The organism is Pseudomonas sp. BF-R-19, from assembly GCF_019956445.1.
In the GTDB taxonomy this organism is placed as follows: domain Bacteria; phylum Pseudomonadota; class Gammaproteobacteria; order Pseudomonadales; family Pseudomonadaceae; genus Aquipseudomonas; species Aquipseudomonas fluorescens_BH.
The window spans coordinates 64081-81676 of record NZ_JAHBDN010000059.1 but is presented as its reverse complement, the minus strand read 5'-3'; the positions used below and the strand labels follow the sequence as shown (position 1 = coordinate 81676).

Below are 17596 nucleotides of genomic sequence, written 5' to 3'. Positions count from 1 at the left end.
GGCACCAAAAAGCGACGTGCGGTCGTTACTGGGCGTTGAACGCCTGGCCATTGATACCGGTGCTGTCCGGGCCCATCAGATAGAGGTAGACCGGCATGATCTCCTCGGGCGTCGGGTTGTTCAGCGGATTTTCGCCCGGGTAAGCCTGGGCGCGCATGCTGGTGCGGGTAGCGCCCGGGTTGATGCTGTTGGAACGTACCGGGGCCACGGTATCGACTTCGTCAGCCAGGGTTTGCATCAGGCCTTCAGTGGCGAATTTGGAGACACCGTAAGCACCCCAGTACGCACGTCCCTTGCGGCCGACGCTGCTGGAAGTAAACACCACCGAGGCATCCTGCGACAGCTTGAGCAGCGGCAGCAGTGTGCTGGTGAGCATGAACATGGCATTGACGTTGACTTGCATGACCCGCATGAAGTTTTCGCCGGAAAGCTGCTCGATCGGCGTGCGCGGGCCGATGATCGAAGCATTGTGCAGCAGGCCGTCGAGATGTCCGAACTCGCTTTCGATCATCGCTGCCAGCTCATCGTATTGATGGGGCAGGGCGGTTTCGAGGTTGAATGGGATCACCGCCGGTTGTGGATGGCCGGCGGCTTCGATTTCGTCGTAGACCTGGGTCAGGTTGGCTTCGGTCTTGCCCAGCAACAGCACGGTTGCGCCGTGGGCCGCGTAGGTTTTTGCCGCAGCGGCGCCGATGCCGCGTCCTGCGCCGGTGACCAGAATGACCCGATCCTTGAGCAGTTCGGGGCGGGCGGAATAATCAAACATAAAAAAACCTCAACAAATCAGAAGACAGGCGCTGCCCTTGTAGGAGCGAGCTAGCTCCGGGCGGCGTTCCGACGATGGTCGTCAACGATTACGCGTAAAGCCTGACACCCAGCGGCATTCTCAGGTTTTTCGCGAGCAAGCTCGCTCCTACAAAAAAGCGATTCGACTTAGCAGCTGCAAAGCGCACTATCGAGCACCTTGCGCAACTCCAGCGGATGATCGACCACCACATCCGCACCCCAATGCCGCGGATTATCATCCGGGTGGATATAGCCAAAGGTCACCGCAGCAGTCTTGGTGCCGGCATCGCGGCCCGACTCGATGTCGCGCAGGTCATCGCCGACGAACAGCACGCTGGCCGGGTCCAGGTCGAGCATCTTGCAGGCGAGGATCAGCGGTTCCGGGTCCGGTTTGCTGTTCTTCACATGATCCGGGCAGATCAGCAGCGCAGAGCGTTCAGCCAGCCCCAGCTGTTGCATGATCGGCTCGGCGAAGCGTAGCGGCTTGTTGGTGACCACGCCCCAGATCAGGTTGGCCTTCTCGATGTCCGCCAGCAACTCGCCCATGCCGTCGAACAGTTTGCTGTGGACTGCACAACCGACGAGGTAACGCTCCAGGAACTCCAGTCGCAGTTCCTCGAAACCCGGCGATTCCGGGTCCATGGCGAAGGTCACTGCGACCATCGCCTTGGCGCCGCCGGAAATCTCGTCGCGGATGTGCTTGTCGTTCATCGGCGGCAAGCCGCGGTCGGCACGCATTGCCTGACAGATCGCAATGAAGTCCGGCGCGGTGTCGAGCAGGGTGCCGTCCATGTCGAAAAGAACTGCTCTGATTGGCATCGGCTTACTCCTCGCGCAGGGTCTGGATCATGTAGTTGACGTCCACGTCGGAGGCCAGTTTGTAGTGCTTGGTCAGCGGGTTGTAGGTCAGGCCGATGATGTCCTTGACGGTCAGGCCGGCCATGCGGCTCCAGGCGCCGAGTTCGGAAGGGCGGATGAATTTCTTGAAGTCGTGGGTGCCGCGCGGCAGCAGCTTCATAATGTATTCGGCGCCGACGATGGCGAACAGGTACGCCTTCGGGTTGCGGTTGATGGTCGAGAAGAACACCTGGCCGCCGGGCTTGACCATACGGAAGCAGGCACGGATGACCGACGACGGGTCCGGCACGTGCTCAAGCATTTCCAGGCAGGTGACCACGTCGAACTGCTCGGGCATTTCCTCGGCCAGGGCTTCGGCGGTGATCTGCCGGTACTCGACGCTCACGCCCGACTCCAGCTGATGCAGTTGGGCAACCGCCAACGGCGCTTCACCCATGTCGATGCCCATCACGGTCGCGCCGCGCTGAGCCATGGCTTCGCTGAGGATGCCGCCGCCGCAACCGACGTCGAGGACCTTCTTGCCGGCCAGGTTGACCCGCTCGTCAATCCAGTTGACCCGCAGCGGGTTGATGTCGTGCAGCGGTTTGAATTCGCTTTCGCGGTCCCACCAGCGATGGGCCAGGGCCTCGAATTTGGCGATTTCGGCGTAGTCGACGTTGCTCATGGTTTAAGTCCTCTAAAACTTGAAAAATCCTGTTGCCCCGGATTGTGCTCCAGGGTGCTTACGATTCGGTGCGGCCGCTGATGCGCTGGCCCCAGGCCTTCGCGACAGTGCCAAGCTGTTGTTCATCCAGGCGTGTCAGGCGACGGTCGTCGAGCAGTTGCTTGCCGGCAACCCAAAGGTGTTTCACGCAGTCCCGGCCAGTGGCATATATAAGCTGCGAAACCGGGTCGTAGACCGGCTGCTGGGCCAGGCCGGAGAGATCGAAAGCCACCATGTCCGCCGCTTTGCCGATTTCCAATGAGCCGACTTCGGCCTCGATACCCAGCGCCCGGGCACCGTTTAGCGTGGCCATGCGCAAGGCACGATGGGCATCCAGCGCGGTGGCCGAGCCGGCGACAGCCTTGGCCAGCAGGGCTGCAGTGCGGGTTTCGCCAAGCAGGTCCAGGTCATTGTTGCTAGCTGCGCCGTCGGTGCCGACCGCAACATTGACCCCGGCCTGCCACAAACGCTCGACCGGGCAGAACCCGCTGGCCAGCTTCAGGTTCGACTCCGGGCAATGAATCACATTGCTGTTGCTTTCTACCAGCAGCGCCAGGTCTTCTTCGCTGATCTGGGTCATGTGAACTGCCTGGAAACGTGGCCCCAGCAAGCCCAGTCGCGCCAGTCGCGCCAGCGGTCGTTCACCGCGTTGCTCGACCGATTGCTGCACTTCGAAGGCGGTTTCATGTACGTGCATGTGAATCGAAGCGTCCAGCTCTTCGGCAATCACCCGGATTTTTTCCAGGTTTTCGTCGCCCACGGTGTAGGGTGCATGGGGGCCGAAGGTGACTTTGATGCGCTCGTGGTGCTTGAGATCGCCAAACAGCTCAACGCCCTGACGAATGGCTTCGTCCGCGGTAGCGGCGCCCGGAATGGGGAAATCGAGGATCGGAATCGCGATCTGCGCGCGAATGCCGCTGTTGTGCACGCGCTCACTGGCAACCTTCGGGAAGAAGTACATGTCAGAGAAACAGGTGATGCCGCCTTTGATTTGCTCGGCAATGGCCAGATCCGTGCCGTCGCGCACGAAGTCCTCGTCGACCCACTTGGCTTCGGCGGGCCAGATGTGGTTTTCCAGCCAGGTCATCAATGGCAGGTCATCGGCCAGGCCACGAAAAAGTGTCATCGCCGCGTGCCCGTGGGCATTGATCAGGCCGGGGCTGAGCAGCATGTCGGGCAATTCGCGGGTTTCGGTTGCGTTAAGCTTCAGCGCGGCGGAACGTGGGCCGATAAACACGATGCGTCCATCACGGATGCCCACGCCATGTTCCTTGAGGACAACACCAGCGGGTTCGACGGGTACCAGCCAGGTCGGCAGCAATAACAGGTCGAGCGCAGCGGCAGTGTTCGGCATCGAAGGTCGGTTCCAGTGCTTTTGTATAGGATGGCGAAGTATACCCGAGCGTCTTCGCGGGGGGATCGCTATAATCGGCGGCTTTTGTTCATGAGTGCGGGGTGAGGGATGCGCGATCGACTGTTGGCTGCGGAAAAGGTAAAGGCCATCGATTGGCGTGATGGCGCTCTTCATCTGCTGGATCAGCGTATTTTGCCGTTCGAGGAAACCTGGATTGCCTACACCAGCGCCGCTGGCGTGGCCGAGGCCATTCGCTCGATGGTGGTGCGTGGCGCGCCGGCCATCGGCATTAGCGCCGCTTATGGCATCGTACTGGCGGCCCGTGCCCGGATTGCCGAGGGTGGCGACTGGTACGCTGCACTGGAAGAGGATTTCATGCTGTTGGCCGATTCCCGTCCTACTGCGGTCAACCTGTTCTGGGCGCTGGGTCGCATGCACGACCGGCTTGATCGCCTGAAGGACAATGCCGATCCGCTCGCGGTACTGGAGGCCGAGGCCATCGCCATTCACGAAAGTGATCGCGAAGCCAACCTGACCATGGCGCAACTGGGTGTCGACCTGATCCGCAAGCATCAGGGCAACGCCCAGGCGATCCTCACCCACTGCAATACCGGCGCGCTGGCCACGGGCGGCTTTGGCACGGCACTGGGGGTGATTCGTGGGGCTTTCATCGAGGGTATGGTCGAGCAGGTCTATGTCGACGAAACCCGCCCATGGCTGCAGGGCTCGCGACTGACCGCGTGGGAACTGGCCAATGAAGGCATTCCCGTGACCCTCAATGTCGATTCCGCCGCGGCGCATATCATGAAGACCAAAGGCCCTACCTGGGTCATCGTCGGTGCTGACCGGATCACCGCCAATGGCGACGTGGCCAACAAGATCGGCACCTATCAACTGGCCGTCAACGCCATGCACCACGGCGTGCGCTTCATGGTGGTGGCGCCGAGTTCGACCATCGACATGAACCTGGCCAGTGGCGATGACATTCCGATTGAAGAGCGTGATGGTCGCGAGTTGCTGGAGGTCGGTGGCAAGCGAGTCGGCGCTGATGTCCATGCCTTTAACCCGGTGTTCGACGTGACGCCGGCGGATCTGATCGATGCGATCGTCACCGAAAAAGGCATCGTCGAGCGTCCGGATACGGCGAAGATGGCGCAGTTGATGTGCCGTAAGCGTCTGCATTAATTATCTTTGGCGTCTATTCAATCGCTTTCGCGGGCAAGCCCGCTCCCACAGTGTTTTATGGTGTTCACAAAACCTGTGGGAGCGGGCTTGCCCGCGAAGAGGCCCTCAAAGCCAACAAATCAACCAGAATCAGCCACAAATTCTCCATTCAACACAGCTCTAAGCCTCTCTCGTCCCCTTCAAGCCTGTCACCGGTCAACTAACTACTCTCCATGCGCATCTGGGGGATAGGTGCGTGGCGGCTCTTGTGATAACATCCGGCGGTTTCCAGGGTTGCCCAAAGTGGCGACCCGTACTGCGCAGATCCATGGCATAACTCGTTGATTTGTTGTAAGCCAATGCATGGCACTGAGCCTGCAGCGGCGAGCTTCGTTGGTCCTGACGAAGTTTCACCAGAAAAAGGAATCAGGCTTCTCATGGGCGAACTGGCCAAAGAAATCCTCCCGGTCAATATCGAAGACGAGCTGAAGCAGTCCTACCTCGACTACGCGATGAGCGTAATTGTCGGGCGGGCACTGCCGGATGCGCGCGATGGCTTGAAGCCCGTGCACCGGCGCGTGCTGTTCGCGATGAGCGAGCTGGGCAACGACTTCAACAAGCCGTACAAGAAATCTGCCCGTGTTGTCGGTGACGTGATCGGTAAGTATCACCCGCACGGTGATACCGCGGTGTACGACACCATCGTTCGGATGGCACAGCCATTCTCCCTGCGCTACCTGCTGGTAGACGGCCAGGGCAACTTCGGTTCGGTGGACGGCGACAACGCCGCGGCCATGCGATACACCGAAGTGCGCATGACCAAGCTGGCGCACGAGCTGCTGGCTGACCTGCATAAAGAAACCGTGGACTGGGTGCCGAACTACGACGGCACCGAAATGATCCCGGCGGTCATGCCGACCCGTATTCCCAACCTGCTGGTCAACGGCTCCAGCGGTATCGCCGTGGGCATGGCGACCAACATTCCGCCGCACAACCTCGGTGAAGTCATCGACGGTTGCCTGGCGCTCATCGACAACCCCGAGCTGACCGTCGACGAGCTGATGCAATACATCCCCGGTCCGGACTTCCCGACCGCCGCGATCATCAACGGTCGCGCCGGCATCATCGAAGCCTACCGTACCGGTCGCGGGCGCATTTACATGCGCGCCCGCTCGATGATCGAAGACATCGACAAGGTCGGTGGTCGTCAGCAGATCGTCATCACCGAACTCCCTTACCAGCTGAACAAGGCACGTCTGATCGAGAAGATCGCCGAGCTGGTCAAAGAGAAGAAGCTCGAAGGTATCACCGAACTGCGCGACGAGTCCGACAAGGACGGTATGCGCGTCGTGATCGAGCTGCGTCGCGGCGAAGTGCCTGAGGTCATCCTCAACAACCTCTACGCCCAGACCCAGCTGCAAGCGGTGTTCGGTATCAACATCGTCGCGCTGATCGACGGCCGTCCGCGGATCCTTAACCTCAAGGACCTGCTGGAAGCCTTCGTGCGTCACCGTCGCGAAGTGGTGACCCGTCGTACCGTGTTCGAACTGCGCAAGGCGCGCGAACGTGGTCACATCCTTGAAGGTCAAGCGGTTGCCCTGTCGAACATCGACCCGGTCATCGCCCTGATCAAGGCGTCGCCAACGCCGTCGGAAGCCAAGGAAGCGTTGATCAGTACCCCTTGGGAATCCTCGGCCGTGGTGGCGATGGTCGAACGTGCCGGCGCCGATTCGTGCCGTCCGGAAAACCTCGATCCGCAATACGGTCTGCGCGACGGCAAGTACTTCCTGTCGCCAGAGCAGGCACAAGCCATTCTGGAACTGCGTCTGCACCGCCTGACCGGTCTGGAACACGAAAAACTGCTGGCCGAGTATCAAGAGATCCTCAACCAGATCGGCGAGCTGATCCGCATCCTCAACAGCGCCACGCGCCTGATGGAAGTGATCCGCGAAGAGCTGGAAGTGATTCGCGCCGAATACGGCGATGTGCGTCGTACCGAAATCCTCGATGCCCGTCTCGACCTGACCCTGGGTGACATGATCCCGGAAGAAGAGCGCGTCGTGACCATTTCCCACGGTGGCTACGCCAAGACCCAGCCGCTGGCTGCGTACCAGGCCCAGCGTCGTGGCGGTAAAGGCAAGTCGGCGACCGGCGTCAAGGATGAGGACTACATCGCTCACCTGCTGGTTGCCAACAGCCACACCACGCTGCTGCTGTTCTCCAGCAAGGGCAAGGTGTACTGGCTGAAAACCTACGAAATCCCTGAAGCGTCCCGCGCTGCCCGTGGTCGTCCGCTGGTCAACCTGTTGCCGCTGGATGACGGTGAGTACATCACCACCATGCTGCCGGTCGAGGAATACACCGAAGGTCACTACATCTTCATGGCCACCGCCAACGGCACCGTGAAGAAGACCCCGCTGGAATCCTTCAGCCGTCAACGCAGCGTCGGCCTGATCGCGCTGGAGCTGGACGAAGGCGACGTGCTGATTTCCGCGGCCATCACCGATGGCGAGCGCGAAGTGATGCTGTTCTCCGATGGCGGCAAGGTCACCCGCTTCAAGGAATCCGACGTTCGCGCCATGGGCCGTACCGCCCGCGGTGTGCGCGGCATGCGTCTGCCGGAGGGCCAGAAGCTGATTTCCATGCTGATCCCGGAAGAAGGCAGCCAGATCCTCACCGCTTCGGCGCGTGGCTACGGCAAGCGCACGGCGATCACTGAGTTCCCTGAGTACAAGCGTGGCGGCCAGGGCGTTATCGCCATGGTCAGCAACGAGCGTAACGGCCGTCTGGTCGGTGCGGTCCAGGTGCTCGACGGCGAGGAAATCATGCTGATTTCCGACCAGGGTACCCTGGTGCGCACCCGCGTCGACGAAGTGTCCAGCCTGGGTCGTAACACCCAGGGCGTGACTCTGATCAAGCTGGCCAACGACGAAACACTGGTCGGGCTGGAGCGGGTTCAGGAGCCGTCGGAAGTCGAGGGTGAAGAGCTGGAAGGTGAAGAGGGTGAAGGGTTTGTTGGTGAAGTCGTGATCGACGACGTTGCCGAAGACCAGCAACTCGACGCCGCCGCTGACGAAGAACCACAGGAATAAGCGGGTAAGCAGGGGGCGGATGAAAATTCGCCCCCTTGTTGTTTGTCCGTAACGAAATATCGACGCCCATGAAGAACCAGTGTGGGAGCGGGCTTGCTCGCGAAGACGGACTGACATCCAATGAAGATGTCGCCAGTCCAACCGCTTTCGCGAGCAAGCCCGCTCCCACATGGTATTGGTGTCGGCTGATGATTTATTGCGTGATACCACCAAATCAGAGCGAGATTGGATGTGAGCAAGAGAGCATATAACTTCTGTGCCGGTCCTGCGGCGCTTCCCGAAGCTGTCCTGCAGCGCGCCCAGGGTGAACTCCTCGACTGGCACGGCAAGGGTCTGTCGGTCATGGAAATGAGCCATCGCAGCGATGAGTTCGTGTCCATCGCCACCAAGGCCGAGCAGGATCTGCGTGATCTGCTGAATATCCCTTCGAACTATAAAGTGCTGTTTCTGCAAGGTGGCGCCAGCCAGCAATTCGCTCAGATTCCTCTGAACCTGTTGCCGGAAAACGGCTCTGCCGACTATATCGACACCGGTATCTGGTCGCAGAAAGCCATCGAAGAAGCTTCGCGCTTCGGCCACGTCAATGTTGCCGGCACCGCCAAGCCTTACGACTACTTCGCTATTCCCGGCCAGAACGAATGGAAGCTGTCGAAAGACGCGGCCTACGTTCACTACGCGCCGAACGAAACCATCGGCGGCCTGGAATTCCAATGGATTCCCGAGACCGGTGATATCCCGCTGGTCGCCGACATGTCCTCGGACATCCTGTCGCGCCCGGTGGATGTTTCGCGCTTCGGCATGATCTACGCCGGCGCCCAGAAAAACATCGGTCCGAGCGGTATCGTCGTCAACATCGTTCGCGAAGACCTGCTGGGTCATGCGCGCTCCATTTGCCCGACCATGCTCAACTACAAGGTCGCGGCCGATAACGGTTCGATGTACAACACCCCGCCGACCCTGGCCTGGTACCTGTCCGGCCTGGTGTTCGAGTGGCTCAAGGAGCAGGGCGGCGTCGAGGCCATCGGCAAGCTCAACGAAGTCAAGCAGCGCACGCTGTACGGCTTCATCGATGCCAGTGGCCTGTACAGCAACCCGATCAACAAGTCGGACCGCTCGTGGATGAACGTGCCGTTCCGCCTGGCTGATGATCGTCTGGACAAGCCGTTCCTGGCTGGTGCCGACGAGCGTGGCCTGTTGAACCTCAAGGGGCACCGTTCCGTGGGCGGCATGCGCGCCTCCATCTATAACGCCGTCGACATCAACGCGGTCAATGCGCTGGTTTCGTACATGGCAGAGTTCGAGAAGGAACACGGCTAATGTCTGAGCAAGAACTCAAGGCACTGCGCCTGCGCATTGATGCCCTGGACGAAAAGGTCCTGGAGCTGATCAGTGAGCGTGCGCGCTGCGCCCAGGAAGTCGCGCGAGTAAAGATGGCCTCGCTGGCCGAAGGCGAAGTGCCGGTGTTCTATCGTCCTGAGCGTGAAGCTCAGGTGCTCAAGCGTGTCATGCAGCGTAACCAGGGGCCGCTGGGCAACGAAGAAATGGCGCGGTTGTTCCGCGAAATCATGTCTTCGTGCCTGGCGCTCGAGCAGCCGCTGAAAGTGGCTTACCTCGGCCCTGAAGGTACGTTCACCCAGGCGGCGGCCATGAAGCACTTCGGCCACGCGGTGATCAGCAAGCCGATGGCGGCGATCGACGAAGTGTTCCGTGAAGTGGCGGCCGGTGCGGTGAATTTTGGCGTGGTGCCGGTGGAGAACTCCACCGAGGGCGCAGTCAACCATACCCTCGACAGCTTCCTCGAACATGACATGGTGATCTGCGGCGAAGTCGAGCTGCGTATCCACCATCACCTGTTGGTCGGTGAAAACACCAAGACCGACAGCATCAGCCGCATCTACTCCCACGCCCAGTCCTTGGCCCAGTGCCGCAAGTGGCTGGACGCCCATTACCCGAATGTCGAGCGCGTGGCAGTGTCGAGCAACGCCGAAGCGGCCAAGCGGGTCAAGGGTGAGTGGAACTCCGCGGCGATTGCCGGCGACATGGCGGCCGGCCTGTACGGCTTGACCCGTCTGGCCGAAAAAATCGAGGACCGTCCGGATAACTCCACGCGCTTCCTCATGATCGGCAACCAGGAAGTGCCGCCGACCGGCGACGACAAGACATCGATCATCGTTTCGATGAGCAACAAGCCGGGTGCGCTTCACGAGTTGCTGGTGCCGTTCCACGACAATGGCATCGACCTGACGCGAATCGAGACTCGTCCGTCGCGCAGCGGTAAATGGACCTACGTGTTCTTCATCGACTTCGTCGGCCATCATCGTGACCCGCTGGTCAAAGGTGTGCTGGAAAAGATCAGTCAGGAAGCAGTGGCACTCAAGGTGCTGGGTTCCTACCCGAAAGCAGTTCTCTAAGGGGCGGTAGCAAATGAGTGGCAATTTCCTCGCTCTGGCACAGCCGGGCGTGCAACAACTTTCGCCTTACGTTCCGGGCAAACCCGTGGACGAACTGGCGCGTGAGCTGGATCTCGATCCAGCCAGCATCGTCAAACTGGCGAGCAACGAAAACCCGCTGGGCGCCGGTCCCAAGGCGCTGGCGGCGATCCGCGATGCGCTGCCCGAGCTGCCCCGTTATCCGGACGGCAACGGTTTTGCGCTCAAGAGCCTGCTGGCCGAGCAGTGCCGCGTCGAACTCGACCAGGTCACGCTGGGCAACGGTTCCAACGACATCCTGGAGCTGGTTGCGCGTGCTTATCTGGCGCCGGGCCTGAATGCGGTGTTCAGCGAGCATGCGTTCGCGGTCTACCCGATTGCCACCCAGGCGGTCGGCGCGCAGGCCAAGGTGGTTCCAGCCAAGGATTGGGGGCATGACCTGCCTGCCATGCTGGCGGCGATCGATGCCAACACCCGCGTGGTGTTCATCGCCAACCCGAACAACCCGACCGGGACCTGGTTCGACGCCGAGGCGCTGGATGAATTCCTGCAGGATGTTCCGGAGCATGTGCTGGTCGTGCTGGACGAGGCCTACATCGAGTACGCCGAAGGCAGCGATCTGCCGGATGGTCTGGGCTTCCTGGCGGCTTATCCGAACCTGCTGGTTTCCCGTACCTTCTCCAAGGCCTATGGCCTGGCAGCGCTGCGCGTGGGTTATGGTTTGTCCACGGCGGTGGTCGCAGACGTGCTGAACCGTGTACGCCAGCCGTTCAACGTGAATAGCCTGGCCTTGGCCGCGGCCTGTGCGGCGTTGAAGGACGAAGAGTATCTGGCGCAAAGCCGTCAGTTGAACGAGTCCGGCATGCAGCAACTGGTAGCCGGTTTTCGTGAGCTGGGGCTGAGCTGGATTGCGTCCAAAGGCAATTTCATCTGCGTCGATCTCGGTCAGGTCGCGGCCCCGGTGTTCCAGGGCTTGCTGCGTGAAGGCGTGATCGTGCGTCCGGTGGCCAACTATGGCATGCCGAACCACCTGCGCATCACCATTGGCCTGCCGGCAGAGAACAGCCGCTTCCTTGAGGCGCTGACCAAGGTTCTGGCTCGTGGTTGATGTCACTGCGCTGCAATCTGCTGAACCTATGATCGGTCGCCTGGTGGTGGTCGGTCTCGGGTTGATCGGCGGTTCGTTTGCCAAGGGTTTGCGTGAAAGCGGTCTGTGCCGCGAAGTGGTCGGGGTTGATCTCGATCCACAATCGCGCAAACTCGCGGTCGAGTTGGGTGTGGTGGATCGCTGCGAGGAAGACCTGGGCGTTGCTTGTCAGGGCGCCGACGTCATCCAACTGGCGGTGCCGATCCTGGCCATGGAGAAAGTGCTCGCGCGTCTGGCGGGCATGGATCTGGGGCAGGCAATCCTGACCGATGTCGGCAGTGCCAAGGGCAATGTGGTGCGTGCGGCCACCGAAGCATTTGGCAAGATGCCGTCATCCTTCGTGCCGGGGCATCCGATTGCCGGTTCGGAGCAGAGTGGGGTGGAAGCTTCCAACGCCGAGCTGTTCCGTCGCCACAAAGTGATCCTGACGCCGCTGGAGCAAACCGATCCTGCAGCCCTGGCGGTAGTCGACCGTTTGTGGCGCGAACTGGGTGCCGATGTCGAGCACATGCAGGTCGAGCGTCACGACGAAGTACTGGCCGCGACCAGCCATCTGCCGCACTTGCTGGCGTTCGGTTTGGTCGACTCACTGGCCAAGCGCAATGAAAATCTTGAGATCTTCCGTTACGCTGCGGGCGGTTTCCGCGATTTCACAAGAATCGCCGGAAGCGACCCGGTCATGTGGCATGACATCTTCCTCGCCAACCGCGAAGCTGTCCTGCGCACACTCGATACATTTCGCAGCGATCTCGACGCCTTGCGCGACGCGGTCGATGCAGGGGATGGGCACCAATTGTTGGGCGTTTTCACTCGCGCCCGGGTTGCCCGCGAGCATTTCAGTAAAATCCTGGCCCGCAGGGCCTATGTGGACGCTATGAATTCCAACGATCTGATTTTCCTGGCTCAACCTGGTGGCCGCCTGTCCGGTCGGATTCGCGTACCGGGTGACAAATCGATTTCCCACCGTTCGATCATGCTCGGCTCCCTGGCCGAAGGCGTCACTGAAGTCGAAGGCTTCCTCGAGGGCGAAGATGCCCTGGCGACCTTGCAGGCATTCCGTGACATGGGCGTGGTCATCGAAGGTCCGCACCACGGTCGCGTGACCATTCACGGCGTCGGCCTGCATGGCCTGAAGCCGGCACCGGGCCCGATCTACCTGGGCAACTCCGGTACTTCGATGCGCCTGCTGTCCGGCCTGCTGGCTGCGCAGAACTTCGACAGCACCTTGACTGGCGACGCTTCGCTGTCCAAGCGCCCGATGAATCGCGTGGCCAATCCGCTGCGCGAAATGGGTGCGGTGATCGAAACCGCCGCCGAAGGTCGTCCGCCGATGATCATTCGCGGTGGCAACAAGCTCAAGGGTCTGACCTACACCATGCCGATGGCCAGTGCCCAGGTTAAGTCCTGCCTGCTGTTGGCTGGTCTGTATGCCGAAGGCAAGACCACGGTTACCGAGCCTGCTCCGACCCGCGACCATACCGAGCGCATGCTGCGTGGTTTCGGCTACCCGGTAACGGTCAATGGTGCGACCGCATCGGTCGAGTCCGGCAACAAGCTGACCGCGACCCACATTGAAGTCCCGGGTGATATTTCGTCCTCGGCGTTCTTCCTGGTGGCGGCGTCGATCGCCGAAGGTTCGGAGCTGGTGCTGGAGCACGTCGGCATCAACCCGACCCGTACCGGTGTGATCGATATCCTGCGCCTGATGGGCGCCGACATCACCCTGGAAAACCAGCGTGAAGTGGGTGGTGAGCCTGTAGCTGACTTGCGCGTACGTGCAGCTAAACTCAAGGGTATCGAGATTCCCGAGGCGCTGGTTCCACTGGCGATCGACGAGTTTCCGGTATTGTTCGTCGCCGCCGCCTGTGCCGAAGGGCGCACCGTGTTGCGGGGCGCCGAAGAGCTGCGGGTCAAGGAGTCGGATCGCATCCAGGTCATGGCCGATGGTTTGCTGGCGCTGGGCGTCAAGTGCGAGCCAACCCCGGATGGCATCATCATCGACGGCGGCCAGATCGGCGGCGGTGAAGTACACGGCCATGGTGATCACCGTATCGCCATGGCGTTCAGCGTTGCTTCGCTGCGCGCCAGTGCGCCGATCCGCATTCATGATTGCGCCAACGTCGCGACGTCGTTCCCGAATTTCCTGGCGCTGTGCGCACAGGTCGGTATTCGCGTGGCACAAGAGGCACAGTCGTGATCAACATTGCACCGGTCATCACCATCGATGGGCCAAGCGGCTCGGGCAAGGGCACGGTAGCCGGGATCCTGGCCAAGCGCCTGGGCTGGAACCTGCTGGATTCCGGTGCGTTGTACCGATTGCTGGCCTTCGCCGCGCATAACCACGGTGTCGACCTGACCAATGAAGAGCTGCTGAAGAAACTCGCCGCTCATCTGGATGTGCAGTTCATCGCGGCGACGGACGGTCAGTTGCAACGCATCATTCTGGAAGGTGATGAGGTCAGCGATGTCATTCGCACCGAAAGCGTCGGTTCCGGCGCTTCCCAGGTGGCTGCACTGCCCGCTGTACGCGAGGCGCTGCTGCAGCGCCAGCGAGCCTTTCAGGAAGCGCCGGGCCTTGTGGCGGATGGTCGCGATATGGGCACGGTGGTTTTTCCGGACGCGCCGCTGAAGATTTTTCTGACCGCCAGCGCCGAGGAACGGGCTCGTCGTCGATATTTGCAGTTGAAGGGCAAGGTCGAGGGTGTTAGTCTGTCGAGTCTGCTAGATGAGATACGTGCGCGCGATGAGCGTGACACCCAGCGAGCGGTAGCCCCGCTCAAACCGGCGGCTGACGCCATACAGCTGGATTCCACGGAATTATCCATCGACCAGGTGCTGGAACGCATCATGAGCGAGATCGCCATTCGCGATATCGCCGGGTGACCAAGAAGGCCGCAGGGGACCAGTCATAGTCCTGCGGTGGCTTCTTTTAAATGAAACTAACCCACACCGTCTGGGGTGTGGAGATGGGCGTATTCTTCGCCCTCATCGACAGGAATTAAAATGAGCGAAAGCTTTGCGGAACTCTTTGAAGAAAGCCTAAAAACCCTGAACCTTCAGGCAGGCTCCATCATCACCGGTGTTATCGTTGATATCGATTACCAGGCTCGCTGGGTAACCGTTCACGCTGGCCTGAAGTCTGAAGCACTCATCCCGCTTGAGCAGTTCTACAACGACGCTGGCGAACTGAACATCAACGTCGGTGACGAAGTTCACGTTGCTCTGGACTCGGTTGAAGACGGCTTTGGTGAAACCAAGCTGTCCCGTGAAAAAGCCAAGCGCGCTGAATGCTGGATTGTTCTGGAAGCAGCCTTCGCAGCCGAAGAAGTGGTCAAGGGCGTTATCAACGGTAAGGTTAAAGGCGGCTTCACTGTCGACGTTAACGGCATCCGTGCGTTCCTGCCAGGTTCTCTGGTTGACGTCCGTCCAGTGCGCGACACCACGCACCTGGAAGGCAAAGAGCTGGAATTCAAGGTCATCAAGCTGGACCAGAAGCGCAACAACGTTGTCGTTTCCCGTCGCAGCGTCCTGGAAGCCGAGAACTCCGCTGAGCGCGAAGCTCTGCTGGAATCCCTGCAGGAAGGCCAACAAGTCAAAGGTATCGTCAAGAACCTCACCGATTACGGCGCATTCGTCGATCTGGGTGGCGTCGATGGCCTGCTGCACATTACCGACATGGCTTGGAAGCGTATCAAGCATCCTTCCGAAATCGTCAACGTTGGCGACGAGATCGATGTCAAGGTTCTGAAGTACGATCGCGAGCGCAATCGTGTTTCCCTGGGCCTGAAGCAGCTGGGCGAAGATCCATGGGTTGCTATCAAAGCCCGTTACCCAGAAAGCACTCGCGTTACCGCGCGTGTAACCAACCTGACCGACTACGGCTGCTTCGCTGAGCTGGAAGAAGGCGTTGAAGGTCTGGTACACGTTTCCGAAATGGACTGGACCAACAAGAACATCCACCCTTCGAAAGTCGTACAAGTCGGCGACGAAGTGGAAGTTATGGTTCTGGACATCGACGAAGAGCGTCGCCGTATCTCCCTGGGCATCAAGCAGTGCAAATCTAACCCATGGGAAGATTTCTCTGGCCAGTTCAACAAGGGCGATAAAATCTCCGGCACCATCAAGTCGATCACCGATTTCGGTATCTTCATTGGTCTGGACGGTGGCATCGACGGTCTGGTTCACCTGTCCGACATCTCCTGGAACGAAGTGGGCGAAGAAGCCGTTCGCCGCTTCAAGAAGGGCGACGAGCTGGACACCGTTATCCTGTCGGTTGACCCAGAGCGCGAGCGCATCTCCCTGGGTATCAAGCAGCTGGAAAGCGATCCGTTCTCCGAGTACGTTCAAGAGAACGACAAAGGCGCCATCGTTAAAGGCATCGTGAAGGAAGTTGACGCTAAAGGCGCCATCATCACTCTGGCCGACGATATCGAAGCGACTCTGAAAGCCTCTGAAATCAGCCGTGACCGCGTTGAAGACGCGCGCAACGTTCTGAAAGAAGGCGAAGAAGTAGAAGCCAAGATCATCAGCGTTGACCGCAAGAGCCGTGTAATTCAGCTCTCGATCAAGTCGAAAGACGTTGAAGACGAGAAAGAAGCAATCCAGAGCCTGCGCGACAAGCCAGTAGCTACTGATGCTCCTGTGGCCACCACTCTGGGTGACCTGCTGCGTGCACAAATGGAAAAGCAGAACTAAGTTCTGATTTTCTGTAAAAAAAAGGGCGACTTCGGTCGCCCTTTTTTGTGCCTGGAGTTTGGTGAATCAAGCGAGGCTGTAACTGCTTGAGTCGTGAACCAAAAACGTCGAAAGAAGGTCTGATTGTTTAGTCGGATCAAACGCTTATTTGCAGCTAGTCTTTAGCCTGAGACTGATGATCGCCCGGTAGGCTTTCTGGCAAAAGGATGTGAATGAACAAGCTCATTGTCGCAGTGGCGGTGCTGGTACTGGTGCTGGCGGGTTGTACCACCAATGCCAAAACTCACGCGGTGCGTGGGGTTAGTGGTATTGAGGTGGATTGTTCGGGGCTCGGTTCGAGATGGGAGCGGTGTTACAAGCGCGCGGCCAAGGAGTGCAGGGGGGCAGGCTACAAGGTTGTAGCAAGGTCTGATGATATCAAGGAAGAGGAGGAGGGACTCCCCTTTGGATTCAACCCGGCAGGTTTCCTGACGCGCAGTATGTTGGTGATTTGCCGATGACTTTGTGATCGCCCAGAAGTCTTCCCCTTCCAGGAATCAAGCATTTTGGGGTGGTGGGATAGATGGAAAAACTCGGGCTGTTCAAAATCTTGCGGGCGTGCTAAAACCTTTGAAGCGCTGACCTAGCTGCTTGAAAAAGAAGGGAAAAATATGACGAAGTCGGAGTTGATCGAACGAATTGTCACCCATCAAGGGCTGCTCTCATCCAAGGATGTGGAGTTGGCCATCAAGACCATGCTTGAGCAAATGTCCCAATGTCTGGCTACCGGGGATCGTATCGAGATCCGGGGGTTTGGCAGCTTCTCTCTGCACTACCGCGCACCACGGGTCGGCCGTAATCCGAAAACCGGCCAGTCTGTCAGTCTCGACGGCAAGTTCGTTCCTCACTTCAAGCCAGGTAAAGAGCTGCGTGACCGGGTGAATGAAGAAGAAGAGGATGGGCATTGCGGTCTTTGATTTTAAGGAGTTGGCAATGCGTAACCTAAAGCGCGTCATGCTCGTGGTGTTCGTACTGTTACTGGTATTGGCGATTCTCGCGTTCGTGCTCGAGAACCAGCAGTCTGTTTCATTGTTATTCCTTGGCTGGTCGGGGCCGCAGCTACCCGTTTCATTGGCGGTACTGTCGGCGCTTATGGTGGGTATGGTGATCGGGCCTATGTTGCATTGGTTCCTGGGTCGCACATCTTCAAGGTCCAAATACCCAGGCTGATTGCGGCGCATGCTGGGTAACGCGTTTGGCGTTAGCCACTGCTTGTCTGCATCCATTAGTAAAAACGTCATTAAGCTGTAAAATGCTTTGCTTGTCCGAAAACGGCTGGTTCCGAGGTCGGCCGGACTGACTCTGCAGGCAGCCTCGGGTGCCGGTTTT

The 17596-nt window shown here is 59.6% G+C and carries 15 protein-coding genes; 11 read left to right on the top strand and 4 right to left on the bottom strand.

Translation table 11 applies throughout. The features are described 5' to 3' along the window. Positions 1-25: 25 nt before the first annotated feature. The 4 genes from KGB28_RS16520 to KGB28_RS16505 all read right to left on the bottom strand — a co-directional run bounded on the left by KGB28_RS16520 (position 26) and on the right by KGB28_RS16505 (position 3701). The gene (locus tag KGB28_RS16520) at positions 26-766 is read right to left on the bottom strand and encodes a YciK family oxidoreductase (protein WP_007999919.1); all 741 of its coding nucleotides are present in this window, start codon (positions 764-766) and stop codon (positions 26-28) included. Between the two features lie 167 nt (positions 767-933). Next, positions 934-1605 (bottom strand): N-acetylmuramic acid 6-phosphate phosphatase MupP, encoded by a 672-nt coding sequence (gene mupP, locus KGB28_RS16515; protein ID WP_056727168.1) that lies wholly within the window; start codon positions 1603-1605, stop codon positions 934-936. Positions 1606-1609: 4 nt separating this feature from the next. Beyond that, on the bottom strand, positions 1610-2308 hold the full coding sequence (gene ubiG / locus KGB28_RS16510) for a bifunctional 2-polyprenyl-6-hydroxyphenol methylase/3-demethylubiquinol 3-O-methyltransferase UbiG (protein WP_033055822.1): 699 nt from the start codon (positions 2306-2308) through the stop codon (positions 1610-1612). 58 nt (positions 2309-2366) lie between these two features. Continuing rightward, entirely contained in the window at positions 2367-3701 is a 1335-nt protein-coding gene (locus tag KGB28_RS16505; protein ID WP_150753949.1) for a TRZ/ATZ family hydrolase, read from the bottom strand. 108 nt (positions 3702-3809) lie between these two features. Here KGB28_RS16505 and mtnA point away from each other — a divergent pair, with 108 nt between their 5' ends. From mtnA to KGB28_RS16450, 11 genes are all read left to right on the top strand, one after another. After that, positions 3810-4886 carry an S-methyl-5-thioribose-1-phosphate isomerase gene (mtnA, locus tag KGB28_RS16500; protein WP_150753948.1) on the top strand — a complete coding sequence of 359 codons (1077 nt, stop codon included), beginning with the start codon at positions 3810-3812 and terminating at the stop codon, positions 4884-4886. A gap of 416 nt (positions 4887-5302) precedes the next feature. After that, positions 5303-7957 (top strand): DNA gyrase subunit A, encoded by a 2655-nt coding sequence (gyrA, locus tag KGB28_RS16495; protein WP_056727165.1) that lies wholly within the window; start codon positions 5303-5305, stop codon positions 7955-7957. 231 nt (positions 7958-8188) lie between these two features. Then, the gene (serC, locus tag KGB28_RS16490) at positions 8189-9274 is read left to right on the top strand and encodes a 3-phosphoserine/phosphohydroxythreonine transaminase (RefSeq protein ID WP_150753947.1); all 1086 of its coding nucleotides are present in this window, start codon (positions 8189-8191) and stop codon (positions 9272-9274) included. Next, complete coding sequence (gene pheA / locus KGB28_RS16485) at positions 9274-10368, top strand: prephenate dehydratase (protein WP_102700283.1); 1095 nt, start codon at positions 9274-9276, stop codon at positions 10366-10368. Before serC ends, pheA begins: the two co-directional genes overlap by 1 nt. 13 nt (positions 10369-10381) lie before the next feature. Then, positions 10382-11494 carry a histidinol-phosphate transaminase gene (hisC, locus tag KGB28_RS16480; protein WP_150753946.1) on the top strand — a complete coding sequence of 371 codons (1113 nt, stop codon included), beginning with the start codon at positions 10382-10384 and terminating at the stop codon, positions 11492-11494. 28 nt (positions 11495-11522) lie between these two features. Beyond that, complete coding sequence (locus KGB28_RS16475) at positions 11523-13730, top strand: bifunctional prephenate dehydrogenase/3-phosphoshikimate 1-carboxyvinyltransferase (RefSeq protein ID WP_263296786.1); 2208 nt, start codon at positions 11523-11525, stop codon at positions 13728-13730. After that, positions 13727-14416, top strand: a complete 690-nt coding sequence (gene cmk, locus KGB28_RS16470; RefSeq protein ID WP_007985391.1) for a (d)CMP kinase — start codon at positions 13727-13729, stop codon at positions 14414-14416. The genes KGB28_RS16475 and cmk overlap by 4 nt, the downstream gene beginning before the upstream one ends. A gap of 120 nt (positions 14417-14536) precedes the next feature. Continuing rightward, a complete protein-coding gene (rpsA, locus tag KGB28_RS16465) occupies positions 14537-16228 on the top strand; it encodes a 30S ribosomal protein S1 (RefSeq protein ID WP_007973639.1) in 1692 nt (563 codons plus the stop codon). A gap of 212 nt (positions 16229-16440) precedes the next feature. Next, positions 16441-16728 carry a hypothetical protein gene (locus KGB28_RS16460; protein ID WP_150753944.1) on the top strand — a complete coding sequence of 96 codons (288 nt, stop codon included), beginning with the start codon at positions 16441-16443 and terminating at the stop codon, positions 16726-16728. 150 nt (positions 16729-16878) lie between these two features. Then, complete coding sequence (ihfB, locus tag KGB28_RS16455; RefSeq protein ID WP_150753943.1) at positions 16879-17184, top strand: integration host factor subunit beta; 306 nt, start codon at positions 16879-16881, stop codon at positions 17182-17184. Positions 17185-17200: 16 nt separating this feature from the next. Then, positions 17201-17437 carry a lipopolysaccharide assembly protein LapA domain-containing protein gene (locus tag KGB28_RS16450; protein ID WP_150753942.1) on the top strand — a complete coding sequence of 79 codons (237 nt, stop codon included), beginning with the start codon at positions 17201-17203 and terminating at the stop codon, positions 17435-17437. The last annotated feature ends 159 nt before the right edge of the window (positions 17438-17596 follow it).